Source organism: Acidithiobacillus sp. HP-2, assembly GCF_015100155.1.
Taxonomy (GTDB): domain Bacteria; phylum Pseudomonadota; class Gammaproteobacteria; order Acidithiobacillales; family Acidithiobacillaceae; genus Acidithiobacillus.
In genome coordinates this window covers 11,808-37,546 of record NZ_JACKZA010000021.1, presented here as the reverse complement: position 1 = coordinate 37,546, position 25,739 = coordinate 11,808, and the positions used below count along the sequence as shown (strand labels likewise).

Here is a 25,739-nt window from a genome sequence, read left to right as displayed (position 1 = left end):
GCACAGAAGCGGGCTTATCATTACGTACCGTCCAGCGATGGACAGAGGAGCAGGGAATGGTGAAGGCGGATGCCCGCACGACGGTGGAACGACCGGCACCCAGCAACAAGCTGAGTGAAGCCGAGGTGCAGGAAGTGCTGGACGCCTGTCATCGTCCGGATACCGCACACCTGCCACCCACCCAGATCGTGCCACGGCTGGCGGATGCGGGGGTTTATCTGGCATCAGAGTCCACTTTCTACCGGATCCTCAAGGCCGAAGGTATGAACGCACGACGGGGTCGTGCGCACCCGCCCCGCAAAGGGAAGTTACCCACCACCCATACGGCCACCGCAGCCAATACCGTCTGGTCTTGGGATATCACGTACTTGCCGTCGCCGGTGCGGGGGCAGTACTACTATCTCTACCTCTTTGAGGATTTATACAGCCGCAAGGCGGTGGCCTGGGAGGTCCATACGGAGGAGAGTGGCGAGTATGCCGCTGCGCTCATCCAAAGGGGCTTTATGGTGGAGCAATGCTGGCGGCAGCCATTGGTCTTGCACTCCGACAATGGTGCCCCGATGAAATCATCCACCCTGCTGGCCAAGCTTTATGATCTGGGGATCACGCCATCCCGTGGCCGACCACGGGTCAGCAATGACAACCCGTATTCAGAGTCGCTGTTCCGGACGCTGAAATACTGCCCACAGTGGCCGGAAAGCGGCTTTGCAAGCCTTGAAGCTGCCCGGATCTGGGTGCGTGACTTCATCGCCTGGTACAACCATGAGCATCGTCACAGCCGCATTCGCTTCGTCACCCCCGCCCAGCGCCATCGGGGCGAGGATCATGCACTGCTGACGAGGCGCCATGACCTCTATGAGGCGGCCAAGGCGAGAAACCCAGCGCGCTGGTCAGGCCACACACGCAATTGGACACCCGTCGGTGCGGTAGATCTGAACCCGCAGCGGCAGGATAAAAAGGTTACTTAAAAAATGGGGGACGCGACAACTACCTTGACAGACGCCGCTTCCTTAACGGTCAGGTCAAAAGCGATGGCGAACACTAGCGTGCCTCTGGATCGTCAAGAGCATCCTTCAAAGGATATTCCAAGCGTTCCCCTGTTTGTGGCACCTCAATCTCGACAGTCCAGCCCTTCGCGGTGGCATGGCTTTCCTTGAGTATCTGGTAGGCAATACCAAACGGTCCGAACTGGCGAAAGGTTCCGATGAGTGCAGGATGCGGAAATTCTGCGATGTTTGGATGCATGGGTTGCTCTCCTCATTGGTACTCAATATTGTCAAAAAGACATCAGTAAGGCAAAGTCAACCGAATGAATGGCATGAATAAAGCTTCAACCAACCTCACGAAGCAAAAAACTCGGATCAGGCAAGCACAGCGCCGCTCCCGCCCGCGTCAGCCGTTGGCTGTCATGTACGCCGCAAAGAACGCCTACCGGCAACACGCCAGCGGCTACGGCCATTTCCATATCATGGACGGTATCCCCGACCATGACGGCGGCTTCGGGTGCCAACGCGTAATGATCCAGGAGCTGTTCGAGCATCAGGGGATCGGGCTTGGAACGGGTTTCGTCCGCACAACGACTGGCGCTGATGCGTGCCGCCAGGTGCGGGTTTTCATTCAGCACCTTGTGCAGACCACGGCGCGCCTTGCCCGTTGCCACGGCAATTTGAAAGCCAGCATCCGCCAGGGCAATGATCGTCTGCTCCACTCCAGGGAAAAGTGGCATATCGACTGCCGGGGTGGAAAAAAAGCAATTCCGGTACCCCTCCAGAATGCGGGAACGCAAGTTTTCGTCTGCATCAGGGGCGAGAACCGCCAACGCATCACCAAGGCCTAAGCCAATAATTTCCTTATATTGCTCTTCGCCGCGATCGGCCAGCCCGGCATAGGAGAATGCATGGGCAAGGCATCGGCAAATAGTGGGTATGCTGTCCATCAAAGTGCCGTCCCAGTCGAATATGATCAGACGGCGATCCTGCAGCGCAGAATTCATGATTTGGGCTCCTGACGTAATTGCTGAAGCAATCCTTCCAGCTCTGCAGGCAACGGGGCCTGGATATGCACGGGCTGCTGATCGCGAGGATGCGTAAAACGAATGCTGACCGCGTGCAGGAACAGGCGGCGCAAGCCCAGACTGCGCAGGCGCTGATTGAAAGCTGCGTCGCCATATTTTTCATCACCCGCCACCGGGTGCTCTATGGCCTGAAGATGTACCCGGATCTGGTGGGTACGTCCGGTATCCAGATCGGCCTGCAATAACGCCGCGCCGGGGAAACGCTCCAGCAACGAAAACCGCGTATGTGCGGGTTTGCCGTCGACCGGATCCACCCGCACCATGCGTTCTCCCGATTGCAGGGTATTTTTGCGCAAGGCCAGGCGCACGGAGCGGGTTTTGTCTTTCCAGTCACCCAGGGCCAGGGTCAGATATTGTTTTTCCATCTGTCCCTGGCGCAAGGCCTCATGCAGCGCCCGCAGTGCCGAGCGCTTTTTGCTGAGCACCAGACAACCGGAAGTGTCGCGATCCAGACGATGCACCAGTTCCAGTTCCCGGGCTTCTGGCCGCAGTTGGCGCAGGGCTTCGATAATGCCCCAGCTCAAACCGGAGCCGCCATGGACAGCGAGACCACTGGGCTTGTTCAGTACCAGCACATGGCTGTCTTCAAAAAGAACTGCCGATTCCAGTTGTCCGCGCAGGTGGGCAGGCAGAATGGCCGGATCACTGGGTTCAGCAACCCGCACCGGCGGCAGGCGCAGCACATCGCCAACGGCAATGTGGTAATGGGGCCGCGCCCGGCCTTTATTGACCCGCACCTCGCCACTACGCAGGATTTTGTAGATGTGAGAACGGGGCACGCCTTTCATGACCCGCAGGAGGAAATTGTCGAGACGCTGGCCCGCATCCGCATCGGTCACCAGCCACTGTCGCACTCCGTTTTCCGCCATATTTTCACCGCCCCTGCATTTTTTCGTTTGCGATTCTATTCTTTTATGGCATATATTGCGACTGAGGACGCTGCGCTAACAAGGTGCGGCCCCCATTTTAGCATCGAAGGGCAAGCCTTTCGGTCCCAATTACAAACGCTGCGCTCCCTGGCCTGCTTGATTGAGCATGCGGGTTGAGCGCCGGAGAAAGAAGAACTTATGAAAAGGATGTTGATTAACGCCACCCATGCGGAGGAGTTGCGGGTGGCTTTGGTAGATGGTCAAAAACTCCTCGACCTGGATATTGAACGCGCCTACAAGGAACAAAAAAAGAGCAACATCTACAAGGGCAGAATCACCCGTGTAGAGCCCAGCCTGGAGGCGGCTTTTGTTGATTATGGGGCGGACCGTCACGGCTTTCTGCCACTCAAGGAAATTGCCCGGGAATACTTCCAGCAACAGGAACCCGGCCAGGGCCGCAAGCGCATTCAAGAACTGATTCGCGAAGGTCAGGAAGTCATTGTTCAGGTGGACAAGGAAGAGCGCTCCAGCAAGGGTGCTGCCCTCACCACCTTTGTCAGTCTGGCCGGTCGCTATCTGGTCCTGATGCCCAATAATCCCAGGGCGGGCGGCGTTTCCCGCCGCATTGAAGGTGATGATCGCACCCAGATTCGTCAGCACCTTCAACTTCTCGACATTCCCGAAAATATGGGCGTTATTGCCCGTACTGCTGGTATTGGTCAAGAACTTGAGGCGCTGCATCGTGATCTCGAATACCTGAAACAAATCTGGCAGGCCATTGTCGATACAGCCGCACCCCGTGCCGCCCCTTTTCTGATTTACCAGGAAGGAAATGTGGTCGTCCGGGCCCTGCGCGATCACTTTTCGGAAGATTTTGGTGAAGTCCTCATTGATGAGGAAGGCGCCTATAACGCTGCCGTGCAGTTTATGGGCGCCATGATGCCGAAAATGGTGCACCGCCTGAAACATTACGATAATGACGTGCCCCTCTTCAGCCGCTATCAAATTGAACAGCAGATTGAATCGGCATTCAGTCGGGAAGTGCGGCTGGAGTCGGGCGGGGCCATTGTCATTGATCATACCGAGGCGCTGGTTGCCGTGGACGTCAATTCCGGCCGTTCCACCAAGGGTCAAGATATTGCCGAAACCGCTTTCCGCACCAATCTGGAAGCGGCGGAAGAAATCGCCCGGCAAATCCGTCTGCGGGATCTGGGTGGCCTGATTGTGGTGGACTTCATTGATATGGAGTCTCCCAAACATCAACGTGAAGTGGAAGGCAAGCTCAAGGAAGCCCTCAAGCTGGATCGGGCGCGGGTACAGCTCGGCCGTATTTCCCGCTTTGGTTTGATGGAAATGTCCCGGCAGCGGCTGGGAGCCAGCCTGGAAGAAGCTTCTACGGAACCCTGCCCGCGTTGTAATGGTACGGGCCAGATTCGCGGCTGTGAGGCAACCAGCATGCATGTGCTGCGCTTACTGCAGGAAGAATGCATGAAACCCGGTCCTGCTGAAGTGCACTGTGAAGTACCGGTGGATGTGGCCGTTTATCTGCTCAACGAGAAACGTCTGCCGATTCTCGAACTTGAGGCAAAAACAGAAACCCGCATTGTCATCATTCCCAAGCCGGAGCTGGTAACCCCGCACTACAACATTGAGCGCACCCGCATGGAGGCGAGCGCCACGCGGACTTTGCCACAAAACCTGAACAATGCTTTACCCGCACGTCCCAGCCGTCCTGGTACCGAATCTGCGGCGCTGAGTCCGCTGACTGCACCACCACCACCCGATGTGCTGCCCCCGCTCCGCACCCCGGCGCCGGCAGCCAAAAGCAACAATACTGGCGGCAACAACAAACCTGCCGTGCCCGAAGAGGGGATTCTCGCCCGCCTGGTACGCGCTTTGGTATCGCGTTATGTCCCGGTGGACGCAGCTACCTTTCTGGCAGAAAGCAATGGCAGTGAAGCGCCGCCTGCTCCCGAAAGTGAAGTAGTCGAAGAAAATTCCGGCGAAGAAAACCGGGGCCGCCGTCGACGGCGCGGAGGTCGGCGGGCCAGAGCCCGGCGTTCCACCCAGGGTAATTCGGGAGAGAACGAAAACGCTCTGGAAACGGAGACCGGGGAAGCCACTCCGGAAACCACTCATGCAGCGCCTAAAGCAGCAGCCAAAACGCCGGCAAAGCTTGAACAGCCGGCGCCGCGTGAACTGCTGATCTATCCCGGGCCGGTTCCTGCCACGGACGACTGGCATCAAATGCTGGTAGCCACTCCGGTGAGTACAGCAGTGCTGACCGAGAGCCTCCCTACCGAGCCTGCCGTCATCGCAGCTGCCGAGGAAGCGCCGGCGGAAGCTCAGGAAGAAACCCGGGCGGAAACATCAGAAGCAGCGGAAATACAGCCTGATTCAGCTCCGGAAACCATGAGCGCCGCCACAGGGTCCGTCCTGACCTCTGATTCTGAAGCAGCAGAACTCTCGGCTGAGCCAGTGACCGGGCTGGCGGAACCTTCTGCCACCGAGAGTTCCTCGACAGCAGCTACTGTAACAAGTCCTGAAGACTGGCATTTGCCACTGTTTACTGAAACGGCAGTAACAAAGGCTGTTTCGGAAGGGGACGTTGCAGAAAGTCTTGAAGACCCCGGTCAGCAGTCCCTGCCACTGAACGACGATTAATTCGTAAAGCGGCTGCCGCCCGGCAATTCAGGCTCCATGCCGTCGCCAACTGGTGCCGGCAGGGCCATCTTCCAGAATAATTCCTGCAGCAGCCAATTCCGCACGAATGGCATCTGCGCCCGCAAAATCTTTTTTCTGGCGGGCGGCAAGGCGGGCCACTATGCGCTCTTCAATCCAGACATTATCGCTTTCATTGGAACCCCGGAAATAGCTTTCCGGGTCTTCCTGCAATATTCCCAGCATGGCTGCCAGTTCGCGCAGGAGGGTGGCCAAGGGTGCTGCCACTTCGCTTTGCTCATCTCGCAAGCGATTGATTTCCCTAGCAAGGTCAAAAAGGGTGGCGAGGGCTGCCGGAGTATGAAAGTCATCACTCATGGCGTTATGAAAGCGCTCCCGCCATTCACTGCCCAATTCGGGCACAATTTGGCGCGCTGGCATGCCGCGCAGTGCCGTGTATAGGCGCGTCAATCCGGCACGGGCCTGCTCCAGCCCTTCTTCACTATAATGCAAGGGACTGCGATATTGGCTGGAAAGAATAAAAAAGCGCAGCACTTCGCCTGAAAAAAGAGGCAGAAGCTCGCGCACCGTTAAAAAATTATTCAAGGACTTGGACATTTTTTCGTCATTGATGCGCACAAAGCCGTTATGCATCCAGTAGTGGGCAAAAGCGCACCCTGCCCCCTGGGATTGGGCAATTTCATTTTCATGGTGCGGAAACTGCAAATCGGCGCCGCCACCATGAATGTCAAAAGTGCAGCCCAAGGCATCTGCAGACATGGCCGAACACTCTATATGCCAGCCGGGCCGACCCTCACCCCAGGGTGAAGACCAGGAGGGTTCATCGGGCTTGACCGCTTTCCAGAGGGCAAAATCCAGGGGATCGCGTTTATCTTCGCCCAACTCCACGCGCGCGCCCGAATTGAGTTCATCTATGGATTTACCCGAAAGCTTGCCATAGTCAGGGAAACTGCGCACGGCGTAATACACATCGCCGTTGGCAGCTGCATAGGCATGTCCCCGTTCAATCAACTCGGCAATCATGTTTTGCATGGCACCCACATGCTCCGTAGCACGCGGCTCCAGGTCCGGCTTCTGGCAGAGCAAGGCCGCTTCATCGGCATGCATGGCCTCAATGAAACGCGCGGTCAGCGCCTGAATAGACTCGCCCTGTTCCAGAGCACGACGGATAATCTTGTCGTCAATATCGGTAATATTACGCACATAGGTCACTTTCATGCCCCGTGCCCGTAAATAACGCACCATCGTATCAAAAGTGACCATGACCCGGGCGTGACCCAGATGACAGTAGTCATAGACTGTCATACCACAAACATAAATACCCACCTGCCCCGGCGTTGCCGGTTCCAGAATGGTCTTGTCACGCTGCAGGGTGTCGTAAAGAATGATGGACGGCAGGGATGGCGACATTAATTTCTCGCTTCAGATAATACGCTGGCGGCAGTACGCAGGCGCTGTTGCGCGCGCTCCATACCGATTAAAGGCAGAAGAGCTGCCAGTTCGGGACCATGACTGCGTCCTGTCAAGGCTGCCCGCAGGGGCATAAACAAGGATTTTCCTTTTAATCCACTTTCCTGCTGCAGGGTTTTGGTCCAGATCCGGTAATCTCCGGCTGACTGCTGGAGGAGCACCGCAGCCAACGGCCAGAATTCCGCCGGAGTTTCTGCAAGGGCGGCAAGTGCTGCGTCATCTTTTTCCAATTCAGCAAATGCCTCATCGGCAAAGCAACGTCTTGCCCAATCCACGGCCTCTTCGGGAAACAGCACGTTGGCGCGCACTGCTGCGACAAACTGTATTGGCAGATTTTCATCTTCACTAACAGTCTTCAACATTTTTTCCAATAAACGATTTTCAATATTGGATGAATTGGCAGCGAGCAGCCACTCCCACAGCTGTGCATCGCTCAACGCCTGCAGAGCCAGACGCTGCCAATGCTGAAGCTGAGCGACATCAAAATGCCCCGGCGCACGGCTTATTTTTTCCACCGAAAAGCCCGCAGCCAGAGCCTGATCATCCAGCAAATCAGTTTCCGCGTAGTGATGACCGAGACGGGCCAGATAATTTCGCACGGCTGCCGGGAGATAACCCTGCAATTGAAGATCACGCAAACTGGCCGCGCCGTGGCGTTTGGACAGGGGCTGACCATCACTACCCAGCAGAAGGGGCAGATGGGCATATTCGGGTATGGGCAAATCCAACGCCTGCAAAATCAGAACCTGACGCGGGGTATTGCTGAGATGATCCTCTCCGCGCAACACCAGATTCACCCCCATCAGGGCGTCGTCCAGCGCATTGGCGAAGAAAAAGGCCGGGCTGCCATCACTGCGGCGAATGACAAAATCACCCAGATCAGCCAGGGCATAGCTGCGCTCACCCCAAACCCGGTCGGGCACGATCAACATTCCCGAGTCAGGTACCCGATAGCGCAACACCGGCTGGATACCCCTGGCTTCAAGCTCACTGCGCTGCTCCGCATTCAAATGCCGACAACGTCCGCCATAGCGCGGTGGCTTGCCAGAGGCCCTTTGCACCGCCCGTTCTGCGGCCAGATCCTCGGCACTGCAATAACAAGGATAAGCCTGTCCTGTTTCCAGCAGAGCTTCGTAGTATTTTTGATAAATATCCAGGCGTTCCATCTGCCGGTAAGGACCCACCGGGCCGCCTATGTCGGGGCCTTCATCCCAGTTCAGACCCAGCCAGCGCAGGTCTTCCAACAGAGCTTTTTCATAAATTTGCGGTGAGCGGGACTGGTCTGTATCTTCCAGCCGCAGAACGAAACGACCCGCAACAGCCCGTGCTGCCAACCAGGCAAACAAGGCGGTGCGGGCATTTCCCAGATGAAGATAGCCGGTGGGGCTCGGGGCGAAGCGACTCTTTAGATTCATGGTGGTATAGTATTGCGCCATAAGCCGTCTCGCAATGACAAAACGGCAACAGGATACTTGGTAAAAGGCAGTCTCCCCTCTCTTTTGCCAAGCATTCAGGAAATGGAAGAAACAGCATGGCTCAAACCGGCAGCCCCCGTGCGCGTGGCAAGGCACCCAAACGTCCTCGTTATGGACGCTGGGTTTTATTGATCATCGCGCTGATCATCATCAACATTTTCATTGGTATCAGTATTTATGTGTATCGCATCTGGGAAACCCTGCCGCCCGTTCATGAACTGAAAGAATGGCATCCCGATGAACCCCTGCGGATTTATGCGGCGGACGGGTCGTTGCTCCAGGAAGTCGGTCCGCAAATGCGCTATGCCCTGCCCATTGACCAGATTCCGGTCAAATTGCAGGAATCTTTCATATCTGCAGAGAACGCCCGTTTTTACAGTAATAATCCACTGTACTATCCGGTCAGCTATCCGGGCATCATACGTGCGGCGCTGGTCGACCTGATCCATATGTCTCCTGTACAGGGGGCCAGCACCATCCCCGAGCAGGTTGCCCGTAATTTTTACCTTACGCCACAAAAAACCATCACCCGTAAAATTGCGGAAATTTTACTGGCTTACAAACTGGCGGACCACTTCAGTCACAAGCAGATTCTGGAACTGTATCTCAATAAAATTTATCTGGGTCAGGGGGCCTACGGCGTTCAGGCTGCCGCCCGCACGTATTACGGCAAGAGTGTCGAACAACTGACATTGGGGGAAATGGCCACCATTGCCGGACTCCCGCCAGCACCCTCGGTACTGAATCCAGTCATGAATCCGGATCTTGCCAAAAAACGCCGCGCTTATGTGCTGAAGCGTCTGGTCAATCGCGGTTATATTACCAGGGCTGAAGCCGCCAAGGCCAATGCTGAACCTGTTCTTTCCCGCTTCCATGCCCAGGCTTCAGATAGTGCTCCTTACGTCACCGACTGGATCGCAAGCTGGCTGACCCAGCAATTTGGCAGTGATTTCACCTATCGCTCAGGACTCAAGGTCTACACCAGCATCATTCCCAAAGATCAGATTGCCGCCAACGAAGCCGTAGCCGTAGGACTGGAAAACTACGATATGGGACTTTCCAGCATGGACCCGAAAATCTATCGTGGGCCTGTTGCCCGTTTGAGTGGCGATGCCCTGCAAACGGCCCTTACCGGACAGCGTCCCGATGCCCTCCCGCCTCATGACCCGGCCAACCTGAAATGGGGGGTAGTCATCACTGCCAATAGCAAAACGGCTACGGTTTCACTGGAGGGCAAGAAAAACATCACCATGACCCTGCGTGATGTGCGCTGGGCCCGTCTGCGTTTCAACAGTCCCCTGCCCAGTCAGGTCGATAGTGTTTTACATAGCGGCGACCTGATCTGGCTGCGTCCCTACGTTCATGCGATGACCGCTGGGGCCGGGCAGGAATGGGGTGCCAATGTCTGGTCTTCTGCCGGAAAGGATCCGGGATGGCAGCTTACCCAGATTCCCAAGGTACAGGGCGCGCTGGTCAGTCTCGACAGCCGCAACGGCGCTATTCACGCCATGGTGGGTGGGTTCAGCTACGAACTCAGCCACTTTAATCGTGCGGTATTTGCCTATCGGCAACCCGGCTCAGGTTTTAAACCTTTTGTCTATGCTGCAGCCATGGATGCACCGGCACTGCTGGCATCCGGTCAAAGCACTTACATGACGCCCCAGACCCCCATACCGGATACCCCTCTGTCCATCACCCTGCCCGATGGGCAGGTTTATGCGCCGACCAACTACAGCAAGCAGTTCTCGAACACGCCCATACCGGTATGGTCCAATCTGGCGTACTCCCACAACGTCCCCAGTGTCCGCATTTTGATGGATATTGGCATCCCCTACGCCGCCCAGTATGTGCAGCGTTTTGGGTTTCCTGCCAAGCAGGTTCCAGAGGTACCTTCCATGGTCCTGGGTGCCGGAGATTACAGCCCGCTGCAAATGGCCAGAGCCTATTCGGTATTTTCCAGCGGTGGTTTTCTACCCCACCCTTATCTTATTACCAAAATCGTCAATGGTCGGGGAACCCAGATTTCCTTGCTGAACTGCCCCATGGGTTATGCTCCCCCATCCCAACAGACAGCCATACCGCCAGGCGTCGCCTATTTGATGACGCAAATGATGCAGCAGGTCATTAAAATTGGTACGGGTGTGGCAGCGCAAAGCCTCGGACGTAATGACATTGCCGGCAAAACCGGTACCACCAACAATGAAAACAACGCCTGGTTCAATGGTTTCAGTCCACGCATGACCACCAGCGTCTGGGTGGGTTATGACGACAACCATACCATGGGACGCTGGGCCGCCGGGGCACGGGAAGCCTTGCCGATCTGGATTCACTATATGCGTACTGCCATGGCGGGAAATCCGGCGACAGGCTTTTTCCGTCCCCCTTCGGTCACCGGGCCTACCATCAGTGGCGGCAGCAACATCATCGGGGTCAGTGATTATCTGGCGGGTTACCCCCCCATTGCGACCACTTCTTCAACCGCTTCGACAAACAGTAGTGCGGGAACCGATATGGGGAGCAAATTGATGGATACCATCAAGAACCTGTTCTGAGGAACGCCGCTTGGTTTATCTACCCTATGAGGCTACAGGATGACCATTACGATTGTCTGGTTGCGCCGAGATCTTCGTCTCGCTGATCATCCGGCCTTGTGGGAAGCCTCCCAGGAAGGAGCAGTAATACCGCTGTATATTCATGATGCTGATGCGCAGGCTGGTGCTGCCGAGCTCTGGTGGCGGCATCATAGTCTGCAACAATTACAGGAAGCGCTTGCCCGGCATGGTTTACCTTTACTGCTCAGACGTGGGAAACCTCTGCAGATTTTGCAGGAAATCATTGCTGAAACTTCGGCGCGAGCAGTTTTCTGGAATCGCCGCTATGATCCTGCTGGAATAGCTCAGGATACTGCCATCAAGGCCGAGTTGCGCAGCCAGGGTATTGCTGTGCGCTCGTTTACGGGTGATTGCCTGGTTGAACCCTGGCTGCATCATCACGACAAGAAACCCTATAAGGTTTTTACACCTTTCTGGAAAAGCCTCCTGGCTCGCTTCAGCATTGCGCCAGCATTACCAGAACCCGATTTTTCGTCTTTACCGCATGAACTGACCCAAAACCTGGTAACTGAAACTCTGGCAGATTGGCATCTGCTTCCGCAAAAACCCAATTGGGCTATTCGTTTTTCGGAATTCTGGGCCCCCGGTGAAACCGGCGCCAAAAACAGACTTCAGCAATTTTTGGATGAATCACTGGTGAACTACAGTGAGGGGCGGAATTTTCCTGCCCAAAATTCCGTATCCCGACTTTCTCCGCACCTGAGTCATGGTGAAATCAGTCCTCGTCAGATATGGCAGGAAACGCATTTTCACTTGCGGCAACATCCCGAGCTTACGGATGAAGGGGAACATTTTTTGCGGGAATTGGGCTGGCGGGAGTTTTCCTGGCATTTACTGTTTCATTTTCCGCAGTTGCCGGACACCCCATTGCGTCCGGAGTTTGCCGAGTTTCCCTGGCAAAAAGATGCGCTTTTGCTGGAGCGTTGGCAGTCTGGACAAACGGGTTATCCGATTGTCGATGCAGGCATGCGCGAACTTTGGCAGAGTGGCTGGATGCATAATCGGGTCCGGATGATTTGCGCGAGTTTTCTCATCAAGGATCTTTTGGTCTCCTGGCAACAGGGAGAAGCCTGGTTTTGGGATACCCTGGTGGATGCGGATCTGGCTAATAACAGCGCTTCCTGGCAATGGGTTGCCGGTTCGGGTGCAGATGCAGCTCCCTATTTCCGGATTTTCAACCCGGTATTACAGGGAGAAAAATTTGATCCCGAAGGAAAATATCTGCGCCGTTGGATTCCGGAATTATCCGCTCTGCCCGACCGCTTTATTCACCAGCCTTGGGCGGCAGATCAGGACATTCTTAAAAAGGCAGGGGTCGTTCTGGGAGACAATTATCCTCAACGGCTCATTGATCACCATGAAGTCAGACAGCGGGCCCTGGATATTTTCGAGAAACTGAAGAAAAATCATCTGGCAAAACCTGATGATTTATAATCCAATAAAAATATAATACCGTATTAATATAATGAACCAGATAACCATCCAAAAAGGTTTTGTTGAACTTTTGAGATTATCTACTACTCTTAATAAGGAGACATTCATTCAATTTGGATGTTGATTATTGCAATTTCATGACGAAAAAACGGAGGGAAAATCTATGAAGCCTCATGTTGTCGTTCTTGGTGGTAATTTTGCCGGTCTCGGTTCAGCCCAAAAAGTACGTGAGTTGTGTGGAGAGTCGGTGCGTATCACCGTTATTGATCGCAAAAATTTCTTGTTGTTTGTGCCTAATATTCCTGCCGAAGTTTTTGAGGATCGCGACCCCAGTAAAACCCTGGCAATGGATATAGCCAGCACTTTGGATGAAGATGATATCGGCTTTATTCAGGCCGAAATCAAAGCCATTGACCCGGATGCCAGGCGTGTGGATTTTGTGCCAAATGAGCGCCCCGGCGCTGCGCCCGAAAGCATGTCTTATGACTATCTGGTTGTGGCCGTGGGCAATCGTCTGGCCTATGATAAAATTGAAGGATTTGCCGAACACGGCCATACGGTCAGCGATTTTTACTACGGTAACAAATTGCGTCATTTCCTGGCCCATGAATACAAAGGTGGTCCGGTAGCCATTGGTTCTGCCCGTTTCCATCAGGGCGATGGGACCAAAGACGTCAAGTTGTATGGTGGTCATGCTTTCCCAAGTGCTGAAGCGGCCTGTGAAGGCCCGCCCGTGGAAACCATGTTGTCCATGGCTACCTGGTTAGGACAGCACGGCAAGGGCGGTCCCGATAAAATCACGGTGTTTACCCCAGCGGCCCTGATTGCTGAGGATGCTGGTGAAAAAGTAGTGGGAAAGCTCCTCGAAATCGCCGGGGGCATGGGTTTCAATTATGTCAATGAAGCCAAAGATATTACCCGGATAACCAAGGACGGTATTGAACTGGCCAGCGGTAAAAATATTGAAGCCGAATTGAAACTGGTTTTCCCGGACTGGGTTCCCCATGATTTCATGAAAGGCCTGCCTATCAGTGATAATGAAGGCTTTGTAGTGACCGATGTGACCATGCGTAATCCCAAATATCCCAATGTGTTTGCAGCGGGTGACGCGGCCGCCATTACCGTGCCGAAACTGGGCGGAATTGGTCATGCCCAATGTGAAATTGTCGCCAAGCAAATCGCCAAGGATCTGGGGAAAATGGCTCCGGTGGAAGCCGACAAGCCTCTGGAACCCGTAGTCTATTGTATTGGTGACATGGGCAACAACATGGCCTTTTATATCCGCTCCAACAGTTGGTTTGGCGGTCCTGACCAGATTCTGAAAATGGGCCATATGCCCTTCTTGCTGAAAATGCAGTACAAAAATCTCTTCTTCAAGACGAAGGGCAAAATGCCGGAATGGGGGCTTGACGCTTCCAAATTACTGGCCGAAAAACTCTTCGCAGCCTGAAAAAAGAGGGCCGCAAGGCCCTCTTTTACTATTGGCATGATATAAATCAAGGGAGATGCATTATGGCAACACAAGAATCTTTCACCCCTCAACTCACACCAGAACAATGGGCAGGTCTTGCCCGCTTGGGCGACCTTGCCCATGGTAGCGAAAGCTTTATGGGCAGCCCGGCAGGAAACCTGCCCATGGAACTGGCCCTCAAAGCCGGCACATGGAATGAACGCTATGATCTGGAAGGGAGCATTGAAGAGCTGCTTGATACGCTTAACGTCCTGCGCGAAAGCGGTCTCTTGGCGCTCATCCGTGAAAATGCGGCTTTTGTGACTGAGAGCATCGCGTTATTGAAGCCTTTTATCCCCAGTCTGCTGAGTAAACTGCATGAAATGCCTTTGGCAGAGTGGTTATCTGCCCTACAGATGTTTGGCGAAATCATTCCGAAAGTAAATGCCGTTCTGGAATTTCTCCGGGGGCCTGCGGGCGGTGCTGTGGTGGCCAAAATCAAGGAACTGGGTGATATCTGGCAGGAAACCTCGGCCGATACCACCATTGTCGAAGCCTTGCGTCTGCTGAAACAAATGCAGGACGATGGCAATTTGCAGCGCGTTGCGGACCTCAGTCGTCAAATTGGTCTTTTTGCCGAAACCATTAATCTGGAAAGCCTGCTGGGACAATTCGTGCAAAAGAGCCAGGATAGTCCGCTGATGAACTCCGCTGCGAGTCTTATGCAAAGTGGACGCTTGATGGCCGCTGCCCTTGCGGATGCTGCCGAACACGAGGCCACCGGCAAAGCCGGAGGACTATCCGGTCTGTATCACATGCTCAAAGATCCTGATGTGCAACGGGGTATGCGCGTGGTGGCTGTATTGCCCGTTTATCTCGAAAAAGCGGGTATTCTGCCCAAGCACAAAGGTTAATTTTTTCATTCTTTCAGGGAATGGTACCGGAGGAACAACGCATTTTGATCATTGAATAACACCAGCCGGTGCTTGAAATCCACGGACATTCATCCAGGAGTGATTATATGGAGTCAGTCAGTAAGGCACCGGCAGCACAGTGGCGTCATCCGGTATGGTCTACCGCCCGGAAGTCCTGTGTCGGGACAGCATTGGGCACCAGCAAGCTGTGGTTCACCACCGGCAGCGGCATCATTACCGAAGTGTTTTATCCGCGCATTGATATTCCGCAGGTGCGTGATCTCGGATTTATCATTGCCGATGATCAAGGCTTTTGGCAGGAACTGAAAACCCTGCCAGAGCCGGCTCTGGAACTGGGTGATCCGCAGGTACCGCTACCCATCATCCGCCATCATCACGCGCGTTTTGACTTTACCATCAAGGTCTGTGCTGATCCTGACCGTGATGTGCTGCTCGTCGATTTTCAGCTGGAAGGAGATTCCAGTCTCCGCCCTTATCTGTTGTGTTCAGCGCGACTCGGGGAAGATGCCGAAAACAATCGGGCCTGGGTCGGTGACTGGGAAGGTCGCAAGGTGCTCTGGGCAGAACAGGGTCCTTTCGGACTGGCTCTCGCCTGCCGGAATTCCGCCGGTTACGCGGCGCTGGAACACTGCAGCGTTGGGGAGGTCGGCGCCAGCGATTTGTGGCAGGATTTTCATGAGCATGGGCGCATGCTCTGGGAATATGGGGAAGCCGGACCTGGTGAAGTGGCCCTGGCCGGACAAATGCCCCGTCAGGGGACTCTGGCTTTAGGACTGGGCTCCAGCAAAGAAGCCGCCGCGACCAATGCCTGGAGCGCGCTGGCGAATGGTTTCCAGGCCACATCATCCAGTTATGCGGATTTGTGGCAGGCCTGGCACAAAAAACATCCGCGCCCCCGCAATTTCGCCAGCAAACTTCCCGATACGGCCAAAACCCTTTATGCCCGTTCCAAGAATATTCTGAAGGTTCATGAAGACCGGACTTTTCCCGGTGCGCTGGTCGCCAGCCTTTCGGTGCCCTGGGGTGAAGCCAGTACCAGTCGCGGCGGCTATCATCTGGTCTGGTCACGGGACCTGGTCGAAAGCGCCGGAGCCCTGGTCGCCATGGGGGCTACCCAGGAAGCCCGACAGGTGCTGACTTACCTCATCAGCACCCAGCAGGCTGATGGCCATTGGTTGCAAAACCAGTGGCTCGGTGGCAAACCATTTTGGCAAGGTGTTCAACTGGATGAAACCGGGTTTCCCGTTTTACTGGCCGCGCTGCTCCGCCAGCATAACGCCCTGGAAGACATTGCCGTAGCCGATATGGTCCAGCGTGCCCTGCACTTTATTGCCCACGAAGGCCCGGTAACCGGACAGGATCGCTGGGAAGAAGATGGCGGCGTCAATACTTTTACGCTGGCAGTCGCCGTTGCAGCGCTGGTAGAGGGTGCCGAATTAATGGGCGGTAAAACCGCTGAATGTGCACTGATGCTGGCGGACTACTGGAATGCACGACTGGAAGACTGGACTTTTGTCAAGGATACGGATCTGGCCAGACAGTATCAGGTACCCGGTTATTTTGTGCGGATTACGCCGGAAGATGTGCTGGTTCAGGATGGCGCCAAAGATGAGTGGGTGTTGATCAAAAATCGGGCGCATGATCCGCATCTTCCCGCCAGCGAGCAGGTAGCCAATGATTTTCTGCAACTGGTGCGTTATGGACTGCGCAGCGCTGCAGATCCTCACATTGTTGCCTCCGTCAAGGTGATGGATGCCCTGCTCAAAACCGACACCCCCAGCGGTCCGGTATGGCATCGTTATAATGGGGATGGCTACGGAGAACATCAGGATGGCAGCCCTTTTGATGGCACCGGAATTGGCCGTGGCTGGCCGTTGCTGGTTGGAGAGCGCGGTCATTACGCGCTGGCCGCTGGAGAAAGCGCCCTGCCCTACATTGAAGCCATGGCCGCCATGACCGGGAAAGGCGGCCTACTCCCCGAACAAATCTGGGAAGCCGACCCGATTCCGGAAAAGGGTCTGGAACCGGGCCACCCCAGTGGTTCCGCCATGCCACTGGTCTGGGCCCACGGTGAATATATCAAACTGTGTCACAGCTTCATGAAAGGGGAGCCCGTAGACCGGCCTGCAGCCACCTGGAAACGCTATCAAGGGAAAAAACCGGATATTGACTACCGCCTTTGGCGCTTGCGGCAAAGGCCCCGGCAATTACCGGCAGGCCAGGAGTTACGTGTGCTGCTTCGTGCCCCCTTTACGGTTCATTGGGGTATTAATGGCTGGCAGGATGTGCAGGATCTCCACTCGGAAGACTGGGAACTTGGTCATGTAGCCATTTTGCCCCTGAAACCGTTAAGCGCGGGAGAAAGTGTTCAGTTCACCATCCGTTGGCAGGAAAGCGGAGACTGGATCGGAGAAAATTTTCATCTGGATATTACAGGAGCTTTGGCATGATTCATCTTGATTTGCAGGGACGACGGGCCTTAGTCACGGGTGCCAGTGGTGGATTGGGACGGGCTATTGCGGAAACTCTGGCGGCAGCGAGCGCAGAAGTGGCGGTCCATTATCGCAAGGGCAAGGATGAGGCCGATGCCGTAGTCGACAGCATCAGCAAGGCAGGCGGCAAAGCGCAATCATTCCAGGCAGACATCTCTGATCCGGCCGCAGTGGAAAAACTGGTACAGCAAATTGAGCAGGCTTTTGGGGGTCTGGATATTCTGGTCAACAATGCCGGTATGGACGGGCCGCGTGCCCTGGTGGGAGATGATGACCCGCAAATCTGGGAGAAAGTACTGAGCGTTGATCTGCTCGGCCCTTATTATTGTGCCCGGGCAGCCATCCCGCGCATGGAAAAACTCCAGGGCGGGGTCATCATCAATATTACTTCAGTGCACGAATTCATTCCCTGGGAAGGCTATAGTGCCTACACCAGCGCCAAGGCGGGATTATCCATGTTCACCAAAACCCTGGCCCAGGAAACCGCAGACAAAGGCATTCGGGTGGTGGCCATTGCCCCGGGTGCCATTCAAACACCCATCAACGAATCGGTGTGGAGCGATCCTCAGTCGTTGAAAGATCTCGACAAAAAAATCTCCATGGGTCGCCTCGGCAAGCCCCAGGAAATTGGCAATGTCGTGGCTTTTCTGGCGAGTGATCTCGCCAGTTACATCACCGGCACCACCCTTGCTGTAGATGGGGGCATGTTGATTTATCCGGATTTCCGCCACGGAGGATGACCCTATGGATGCCGATGTCATTATTATCGGCAGCGGTGCGGGTGGCGGAACACTGGCCCGTGCCCTGGCGGACTCTGGTTTACAAATTCTGATTCTTGAACGCGGCGATTATTTACCCCGTGAATGGGGAAACTGGGATCCCCAGACAGTTTTCGGCGAACACCGCTATCATACCGATGAACAGTGGCATGATCAGGACGGCAAAGCCTTCTCACCGGTCACCGGTTATCATGTCGGAGGCAACACCAAGTTTTACGGGGCAGCCGTTTTGCGTCGCCGCGCCAAGGATTTTGCGCTTCGCCAGCATCAGGGTGGCAATACCCGCGCCTGGCCCATCACGTATAATGATCTGGCACCCTTTTATGATGAGGCCGAATCCTGGTATTTCACGCACGGCGAGGCCGGTGCCGATCCTACTGAAGCCCCCCGCAAAGCTTATCCCTACCCCCCGTTTCCCCATGATGAAGATATCGCTTTGGTAGATAAGGCTCTGCGCGAGATGGGCTATCACCCCTTTCCCCTGCCCCTGGCACTCCACCGTTTGGCCGATGAACCTGAACAAAGCCCCTGCGTGCGCTGCCCGACTTGCGATGGCTTTCCCTGTATGCTCCATGCCAAGGGTGATGCGGAACTGTGCGGTGTCCGCCCCGCATTGCAACACAGTAATGTCCGGATGCTGACCGGCCATCGGGTGCGCCGTCTGATCCATGGTAAAAACGGCAAAACGGTGGAATCTGTCGAGACCGATCAGGGAAGCTTTAAGGCCCGGCTGGTAGTTTTGGCTGCAGGAGCGGTCAATAGTGCGGCTCTCCTGCTGGCTTCTGCGTCGGAAAAATATCCTTCAGGACTGGCTAACCATAGTGATCAGGTTGGGCGCAATTATATGTGCCATCTCAATAGCGCCTGCATGGCCATTAAACCGGGTCGGGAAAATCGCAGCATTTTTCAGAAAACCCTGGCTTTGAACGATTTTTATGAAGACTCCGGAGACCCGGACTATCCTTATCCACTGGGGCATATTCAGGGGCTGGGAAAGGTCACACCGGGCCTGCTCCATGCGCAGCGGCCGCTCATGCCGATTCCCATCAGCGCCTGGACGGCCAGTCATTCCGTAGACTGGTGGCTGACCACCGAAGACCTGCCTGATCCAGACAACCGGGTGACTCTGGATACCGATGGCAACATTTGTCTGGCCTGGAATCCCAAAAACCGCGAAAGTCATCGCCGCCTTTGCCAGAAGTGGCGGGAAATTCTGCAGAAAGCCGGGTTCATGGGCGTATTTTTTCAGGCCATGGATATTTCTGCCACCGCCCATCAGGTCGGAACCTGCCGCTTTGGTGAGGATCCTGCCGACAATGTCCTTGATCCTCATTGCAAGGCGCATGATCTGGACAATTTGTATGTGGTGGATGCCAGCTTTATGCCCTCGATTAGTGCGGTCAATCCCTCGCTGACCATCATGGCCAATGCCTTGCGCGTCAGCGCGCATATTATTCAGCATGCCAAAGGCGCCCTGTGAAACGCGGTCTCAGCGCCGTTTATATTGCCGGTTTTTTGCAGGGAGCTGCTTTTGTGCTGATTCCAGCACTGGGTACCACCCTGCGCAGCGCACCTTACGATATGAGTAATGCTACTTACGGCATGTTGTATTTTCCGGAAATCATCGGCGCCATATTGGCGGCTTTGAGTGCGGGAGCCATTCATAAACGCCTGGGCAGCAAGGGGCTGTTTCGTCTGGGAGCCCTTATCAATGCCGTTGCCATGGCTTTTCTGGTAGCGGCTTTTTTCAGTACCGGGCTGTTCGTTGTGCTGCTGCTGCTGGCTGAAACACTGATGCTCGGTATCGGGTTCGGCTTGACCAATGCCGCCATCAATCGGGCTGCGTCGCTCCTCTTTGCGGGCGCTGCGGCGGCGGCCGTCACCATTCTGAATGCCGTTATTGGCGGAGCAACTGCGGTCTCGCCCATGATTCTGACTGGTGCGCAAAGCTGGTTGAGCTGGGTGGCCTGGCCTGCCCTCATTCTTTTGCTTTGGTTCGTTCTACTCTTATTTCCACTCGCGGAGGATACGGATACGCACGAACTGGGCGGCTTACGTGCCTGGCGACGCTCCATGATGCCCTTCGCTTTTGCAGTAGTGATTTATGCGATCTGTGAAGGCAGCTTTGGCAGCTGGGCCAATGTGTTGGTCAGTGTCGACCGCCATCTTCCCGCCGCGACCGGAGCCCTGGCTCTGTCGCTGTTCTGGGGAGGTATGACCGTTGCCCGCTTCATTTTGGGCAGCATTCCCGACCGCTTTCTTTCCCGACGCTGGATTTATCGTCTGGCGCCTATCGGTATGGCAGCCTGCTTTATCATCATCCCCCATCTGCTCAGTGCAACGGCGCTGTTACTGGCATTTGCCCTGGCCGGTGCGGCTTGCGGTATATACTATCCCTACAGCATGGCTTTCGGGGTGGCCGCACACGGCAAGGAGGGCACGCAAATGGCTGGACTATTGGTTGGAGCGCTGATGATTGGAGAAGGCATCGGCTCTACCGGACTGGGTCCACTGCAACATTTCATTTCACTGAATCAGATTTACACCTTCTCCGCTCTATGGGCGATCCCACTGCTCTGGCTGGCCTGGCGCAATAGCCGGCAGCAATAAGCCGCTTCATATTCACGTCTCTTGCAATAAGGACATGAAGGTCAGCCGTTCTGGTGCCATCAACTTCATGTCATACCCATCGTGCAGATGATTAATGAGGCTGACAGAAGGCATAAATACAGGCTTAAAACCAAAAACTGCAGTTGCCCTGGGACGTTGCAGCGACTTTGACCCGCGCGACGTATTGCCCGGTTTGGTCTCTGGCTGCAGACCATGATACAAATCAGTTGATAGCCTGGAACATCCGGGCATTCCGCAAAGGAGTGATGAACATTGGCCCCACGCAAATCTCCCCGTTCCAGAAAAAAACCCTGGATTCTGGTGGTTATTATCGCGCTGATCACTGCCGCCATTGCCATTGGTATTGCCCTCAACATTCCGATATCTCCACAATCTGTCAGCCCGACTCCTGAAAAACCGGTACCCAAAAAAACAAATGTTCCCAAACTGATGAAAAAAACTCTGGACTTGGGTTCTTTCGGGGTGATGGTGCGCAGTGCTGATGGCTCTGAAAAAGCGTTGACCATTCACCCTGTTGCCATTCTTCACGGGCACGGACCCTGGCAGCCTCTACATGACGCCCAAAACCATTTTGAGAGCCTGATTGTCAATCCCTTCATGGCCTTTCCAGACTTGAATCAGGTTTCACATTCACCGACAGCACAGCAAGATCTGGGTCGTCAGATCATGGACAACATCGCCCCAACCCTGGCAAGACTGGAACCAGGCTGGACTATTGAACACATAGAGCTGCATCCCGCCCTTCAGGAGCCACCGCCATGAACTGTAAGAGCAACAGAATGGAGCAGATATCGTGAAATATCTCGGGCGCCTGAATCCTCAGGATCCGCTTTTTGCCTATTTACGCGATGAAGTTTATCCGCAAATACTGCCAAATGATCAGGTCCGCAATTTTCGGGTATTTCAGTTTCCTGCTTCCAATGAGGTATTTCTGTATGAAGAAACTCATTCTCAGCAAAAGGTGATCGGGAAATTTTTTCAGCGTCCGGGTAAAGATCCCCAAAACGCCTGGGAAAGAGCCTGGAATGAATGGCAAAATCTGCATTATTTGCGCAACATCGGTCTCAATCATAAGCATTTTCATATTCCTCAGGCTTTTGGCATTGCCCGCCACATGAATAGTCTGGTCGTGGAAGAATATTGTCCCGGTCAATCATTATCGAGTGTGATGAGTCAGAGTCTTGCTGAACACCATGAAGATTTGCTGTATGCCCGTCTCACCGATCTCGCCTGGTTTCTGGCCAAGTTACATAACCACACGGCCAGCGCTGAGACGGTTCACTTTCATACCCAGTTTGCCTACTTTGATAAAATCGTGGCGCGTCTGCAGCGACGCCACCGCATTAGCGAAGCACAAGTGCGCGAAGTTTATGGATTTCGCGATCAGTGGCAGCAGTCTCCCTGTATGTGGAGCGATCAGGCGGTTCTGATTCATGGCGATGCCACTCCATCCAATTTTTTGTTTGCGCACCCCCGAACCATTATTGCCATTGATTTCGAGCGCATCAAGCGCGCTGACCGCGCCTACGACCTGGGCATGATTGCCGGTGAAATCAAACACCATTTCCTGCGCAACAACCATCATGGTGAGCAGGCCGAGTCCTACATCGGTCATTTTCTCTGGGAGTACAGCACCCATTTTCCCGACCGACAGGCGGCATTTGCAGCCATCACCCGGAGAATTCCCTTTTACATGGGCATGACGCTGTTACGCATCGCCCGTAATTCCTGGCTGGACTGGCGTTACAGTCAAATTCTGGTTCATGCTGCACTCTCTGTTCTAAGGAGGTAGTCTCATGTCTATTCGCGCTGTCTGCTTTGACTTGTATGGCACACTGATCAACATAGAAACCAATGAAGACATGGAGGAAATTTATCGAGGAATTTCTCATTACCTGACATATCACCGGGTTTTCATGAATCGTCGGGAAGTGCGCGAACGCTATTTCGCCGTCATGAAAGAACGCAAACGCCAATCCACCGAACGCTATCCGGAAATTGATGTGGAAGCCATCTGGCATACCATTCTGATTCAGGAAAACAGCAAGCCACTGAACGGCAGGGAAAAATTGGCCAAGGAACTGGCGCGGCTGCATCGTGGCATTTCCAGAACCCGCCTGGAACGTTATGAAGGCGTCAAAAGAACGCTCAAAAGCTTGCAGGAACAATACCAGCTTGCCCTCATTTCCGATGCCCAACGCTGTTTTGCCTTGCCCGAAATGCGCGCATTGAATATCAAAAAGTATTTCGACATTCGCATCATTTCCGGTGATTACGGATATCGCAAGCCTGATTCCCGATTATTTCAAATGGCTGCCGAACAACTCGAAGTAGCGCCACATCAGGCCATTTATGTGGGTAACGACATGTTTCGGGATATTTATGGCGCGCAACAGGCTGGATTCAAAACCATTTTTATAGACTCCAATCAGGGTGCCAAATCCTACAACGATATTCAGCCGGATTATTTCGCACAGGACTTTTATCAGGTACTGGATGGCGTGGCTTTTCTGGCGCAAAAACATGCAGACAACTGAATCCATCAGGCTGAACGGCGACGCATGAGGATACCCAGAGCAAAACCCAATCCTGCCAGAATAAAAGTCAGAACAATGCCGTAGACCCAGCTGTTCTCTCTGGCAAAACGGGCAATCCACGCTTGAAAACCGACCTGGCGGACATTAATCTGCTGCTTGCGGACTGCAAGCACCTGTTGCTGCCGGACCAGATAAGTCAGCAATTGATAATAACCCAGAGGCAATGACGCCGGCAGCCTGATTTTCGCCGAAAATAACCCCTGCTTCAGAGTGACCCCAGCGGGTTCCACCACGTAATTGCGGTGGCGAATTTTCTCATCCAGAAAGGCTTTTTGCCAGGTATCCAAATGATCGGGTTCGGGAGCGAAACGGGCTTTATCTACCAGCGAAGACAGGGTTAATCCCAGTTTCTGCAGGGTATCATCAGGCAGAATGTGCCTGACCGGGGCCGAAGAAAGCCGCTGCCAGATACCCGGAGCCCTGGTCACCGTTACCTTTGCACCATTCAGCCAGATTGGTCCGGTTCGGGTTTTTTGCTGCATGGCTTCAGTGCTGTCGGGCGAACGCAGTATGACAATGACCTGCCCCGGACCCGTGATGGCACCATACACCAGCAGGTTTTCCCCGACAAAATGGCTGGTCACGTTCACCTTATCCGTACTGGTAGCCACTACCAGGGGCGTAGACGCTTCGGCCAGCATGGCAGAACCCATAGTCAGCAGCATGAGCATCAGGCGCAGATAAATCATCTAAACAACCCGCGCCATGCTGAAAATGTGTTCGGGCGTAATAAATAATCCCAACCCCATCTTGATAGCTACTCCCACGACCACCAGGGCCAGCACCAGACGCAACTGCTCCCCCTTCATATACGCCCCGGCCCGCGCCCCGAATTGCGTGCCGAAAATGGAACCCAAAACCAGAGCCAGAGCCAGATAAGGGTCTACGGCATGATTCATTCCCGCCTGCAAAATACCTACTTCAGCCGTGGTAAAAAGCAATTGAAACAATGAGGTACCTACCACCACTTTGGTGGGCATTTTCAATACATAAAGCATGATGGGCACCATCACAAAACCACCTCCAACCCCCATCAGCGCGGTAAGCAAGCCCACGCCAAAACCCAGTAAAACTGGGGTCAGAAAAGAAAGACGCAATCCTGAAACCGGAAAATCCATTTGTCCCGGAAGGCGCTGCAGAATGGACTGATTTTTTGTCCGGTTTTTTTGGGATGCATGCCCATGCCGACCACGCAAAGCCAGCAGCGATTCAATCAACATGGAAGTACCGATGACACTCAGCAAAATGACATACAGAAAAGTCACCACCAGACTGAAGTGGCCACCCGCCTCCAGAATCCGGGCAATGTGTACACCGATCAGCCCTCCCGTCCAGCTCCCTGCCAACAGGACAAAAGCCATGCGCATATCGACATTACCCATGCGCCAGTGCGCATAACTGCCAATAGCCGAGCCACCAACAATCTGGGCCGCTCCGGTACCCACAGCAACCAGTGGCGGGACCCCGATAAAAATCAGCAGAGGCGTAATCAAAATTCCCCCACCCACTCCGGTCAATCCCGACAGAAAACCCACCGCCAAACCAAAACTGACTATCAGCCAGATATTCACGTCCATATGCGCGATAGGCAGGAACAATTCCACTCAGCGATCTCCCTGCGACGGATCGGAACAAAAGACCGCAGAACACAGTTGATCGATGTTCGTATCAGGCGGCACCAGCAATACCGGTACGGCCAATGTCAGGCTCAGTTTTGCACCGAGTCCCCCAAGAAGATGGGGTAACCCTCGCGGTTTACTTTCCGTGCCAAAACCACGCTGCCCTATCACCACCATGATCGTTTCCGGAAGACTCTGGACTAGTCGCGGAATTTCCTGTTCTGGCGCCCCTTCCAGCAGAAAATATTCTGGCAGCCCAATATCACAATGTTCTTCAATACGTTCGGCGACGGCGCGCAGGTTACTCTCCGCTTCAAGGCGGGATTCTGCCAGCATGCGATCCGTCAGATCACGGGAAAACAGTCCTCCGCCAAAACCCAGTGGATCACTGGCCACATGCAGGGAAGTCACCAGCCCAAGACGTGCACCAAGAAGACGTGAAAAGCGCGCCGCTACAGCAGCCGCCAGCAAGGCATTTTGTGATCCATCAATAGCCGTCAACAGGACTGGATCTGACATAAACAACCTACAATGTTGAGAGATTTCATCAATATTAGAGGATGGCCCTATGCCTGTCGAGGTGGCAAGCTCAATGCGTAAAGTCCATTGTCCCGGCAGAA

Annotated in this window: 21 protein-coding genes; 13 read left to right on the top strand and 8 right to left on the bottom strand. The window is 54.4% G+C overall.

Going from position 1 to position 25,739, the window contains the following annotated elements; all coding sequences use genetic code 11:
* A partial coding sequence (locus tag H7F11_RS14390; protein WP_193658214.1) for an IS3 family transposase occupies nucleotides 1–968 on the top strand: 968 nt, incomplete at its 5' end.
* A gap of 73 nt (nucleotides 969–1,041) precedes the next feature.
* On the opposite strand, the gene H7F11_RS14385 is transcribed toward H7F11_RS14390, so the two are convergent.
* The 3 genes from H7F11_RS14385 to rluC form a co-directional block, all read right to left on the bottom strand.
* On the bottom strand, nucleotides 1,042–1,245 hold the full coding sequence (locus tag H7F11_RS14385) for a DUF5397 family protein (protein WP_193651696.1): 204 nt from the start codon (nucleotides 1,243–1,245) through the stop codon (nucleotides 1,042–1,044).
* Nucleotides 1,246–1,330: 85 nt separating this feature from the next.
* Nucleotides 1,331–1,993, bottom strand: a complete 663-nt coding sequence (locus H7F11_RS14380) for an HAD family hydrolase (protein ID WP_193651697.1) — start codon at nucleotides 1,991–1,993, stop codon at nucleotides 1,331–1,333.
* Nucleotides 1,990–2,943, bottom strand: a complete 954-nt coding sequence (gene rluC, locus H7F11_RS14375) for a 23S rRNA pseudouridine(955/2504/2580) synthase RluC (RefSeq protein WP_193651698.1) — start codon at nucleotides 2,941–2,943, stop codon at nucleotides 1,990–1,992. The genes H7F11_RS14380 and rluC overlap by 4 nt, the downstream gene beginning before the upstream one ends.
* Nucleotides 2,944–3,141: 198 nt before the next feature.
* Here rluC and H7F11_RS14370 point away from each other — a divergent pair, with 198 nt between their 5' ends.
* The gene (locus tag H7F11_RS14370; RefSeq protein WP_227485536.1) at nucleotides 3,142–5,607 is read left to right on the top strand and encodes an Rne/Rng family ribonuclease; all 2,466 of its coding nucleotides are present in this window, start codon (nucleotides 3,142–3,144) and stop codon (nucleotides 5,605–5,607) included.
* A 27-nt stretch (nucleotides 5,608–5,634) separates the two neighbouring features.
* On the opposite strand, the gene cysS is transcribed toward H7F11_RS14370, so the two are convergent.
* Both cysS and gltX read right to left on the bottom strand, forming a co-directional pair.
* The gene (gene cysS, locus H7F11_RS14365) at nucleotides 5,635–7,035 is read right to left on the bottom strand and encodes a cysteine--tRNA ligase (protein WP_193651699.1); all 1,401 of its coding nucleotides are present in this window, start codon (nucleotides 7,033–7,035) and stop codon (nucleotides 5,635–5,637) included.
* Nucleotides 7,035–8,531 carry a glutamate--tRNA ligase gene (gene gltX, locus H7F11_RS14360; protein WP_193651700.1) on the bottom strand — a complete coding sequence of 499 codons (1,497 nt, stop codon included), beginning with the start codon at nucleotides 8,529–8,531 and terminating at the stop codon, nucleotides 7,035–7,037. Before gltX ends, cysS begins: the two co-directional genes overlap by 1 nt.
* A 95-nt stretch (nucleotides 8,532–8,626) precedes the next feature.
* Here gltX and H7F11_RS14355 point away from each other — a divergent pair, with 95 nt between their 5' ends.
* From H7F11_RS14355 to H7F11_RS14305, 11 genes are all read left to right on the top strand, one after another.
* A complete protein-coding gene (locus H7F11_RS14355; RefSeq protein ID WP_193651701.1) occupies nucleotides 8,627–11,122 on the top strand; it encodes a penicillin-binding protein 1A in 2,496 nt (831 codons plus the stop codon).
* 39 nt (nucleotides 11,123–11,161) lie between these two features.
* On the top strand, nucleotides 11,162–12,616 hold the full coding sequence (locus tag H7F11_RS14350) for a cryptochrome/photolyase family protein (protein WP_193651702.1): 1,455 nt from the start codon (nucleotides 11,162–11,164) through the stop codon (nucleotides 12,614–12,616).
* A gap of 163 nt (nucleotides 12,617–12,779) precedes the next feature.
* Nucleotides 12,780–14,066 (top strand): NAD(P)/FAD-dependent oxidoreductase, encoded by a 1,287-nt coding sequence (locus tag H7F11_RS14345; protein WP_193651703.1) that lies wholly within the window; start codon nucleotides 12,780–12,782, stop codon nucleotides 14,064–14,066.
* A 62-nt stretch (nucleotides 14,067–14,128) separates the two neighbouring features.
* Nucleotides 14,129–14,980 carry a DUF1641 domain-containing protein gene (locus H7F11_RS14340; RefSeq protein ID WP_193651704.1) on the top strand — a complete coding sequence of 284 codons (852 nt, stop codon included), beginning with the start codon at nucleotides 14,129–14,131 and terminating at the stop codon, nucleotides 14,978–14,980.
* A gap of 107 nt (nucleotides 14,981–15,087) precedes the next feature.
* Entirely contained in the window at nucleotides 15,088–17,451 is a 2,364-nt protein-coding gene (locus H7F11_RS14335; RefSeq protein WP_193651705.1) for a glycoside hydrolase family 15 protein, read from the top strand.
* Nucleotides 17,448–18,233 (top strand): 3-oxoacyl-ACP reductase FabG, encoded by a 786-nt coding sequence (gene fabG / locus H7F11_RS14330; protein ID WP_193651706.1) that lies wholly within the window; start codon nucleotides 17,448–17,450, stop codon nucleotides 18,231–18,233. Before H7F11_RS14335 ends, fabG begins: the two co-directional genes overlap by 4 nt.
* A 4-nt stretch (nucleotides 18,234–18,237) precedes the next feature.
* Complete coding sequence (locus H7F11_RS14325; protein ID WP_193651707.1) at nucleotides 18,238–19,752, top strand: GMC oxidoreductase; 1,515 nt, start codon at nucleotides 18,238–18,240, stop codon at nucleotides 19,750–19,752.
* Nucleotides 19,749–20,882: an MFS transporter gene (locus tag H7F11_RS14320; protein ID WP_193651708.1), complete on the top strand. Its 1,134-nt coding sequence runs from the start codon at nucleotides 19,749–19,751 to the stop codon at nucleotides 20,880–20,882. The genes H7F11_RS14325 and H7F11_RS14320 overlap by 4 nt, the downstream gene beginning before the upstream one ends.
* A gap of 273 nt (nucleotides 20,883–21,155) precedes the next feature.
* Entirely contained in the window at nucleotides 21,156–21,665 is a 510-nt protein-coding gene (locus H7F11_RS14315) for a hypothetical protein (protein WP_193651709.1), read from the top strand.
* Nucleotides 21,666–21,696: 31 nt separating this feature from the next.
* Nucleotides 21,697–22,695 carry an aminoglycoside phosphotransferase family protein gene (locus H7F11_RS14310; protein ID WP_193651710.1) on the top strand — a complete coding sequence of 333 codons (999 nt, stop codon included), beginning with the start codon at nucleotides 21,697–21,699 and terminating at the stop codon, nucleotides 22,693–22,695.
* Nucleotides 22,696–22,699: 4 nt separating this feature from the next.
* A complete protein-coding gene (locus H7F11_RS14305; RefSeq protein WP_193651711.1) occupies nucleotides 22,700–23,440 on the top strand; it encodes an HAD family hydrolase in 741 nt (246 codons plus the stop codon).
* 5 nt (nucleotides 23,441–23,445) lie between these two features.
* Here H7F11_RS14305 and H7F11_RS14300 read toward each other — a convergent pair whose 3' ends face one another.
* Genes H7F11_RS14300 through H7F11_RS14290 form a run of 3 tightly spaced genes read right to left on the bottom strand, consistent with a single transcriptional unit; the run spans nucleotide 23,446 to nucleotide 25,638 of the window.
* Nucleotides 23,446–24,189 (bottom strand): TIGR02186 family protein, encoded by a 744-nt coding sequence (locus H7F11_RS14300; RefSeq protein ID WP_193651712.1) that lies wholly within the window; start codon nucleotides 24,187–24,189, stop codon nucleotides 23,446–23,448.
* Complete coding sequence (locus tag H7F11_RS14295) at nucleotides 24,190–25,104, bottom strand: sulfite exporter TauE/SafE family protein (protein ID WP_193651713.1); 915 nt, start codon at nucleotides 25,102–25,104, stop codon at nucleotides 24,190–24,192. It lies immediately after the preceding gene.
* Entirely contained in the window at nucleotides 25,105–25,638 is a 534-nt protein-coding gene (locus H7F11_RS14290) for a universal stress protein (RefSeq protein WP_193651714.1), read from the bottom strand.
* Nucleotides 25,639–25,739: the final 101 nt, after the last annotated feature.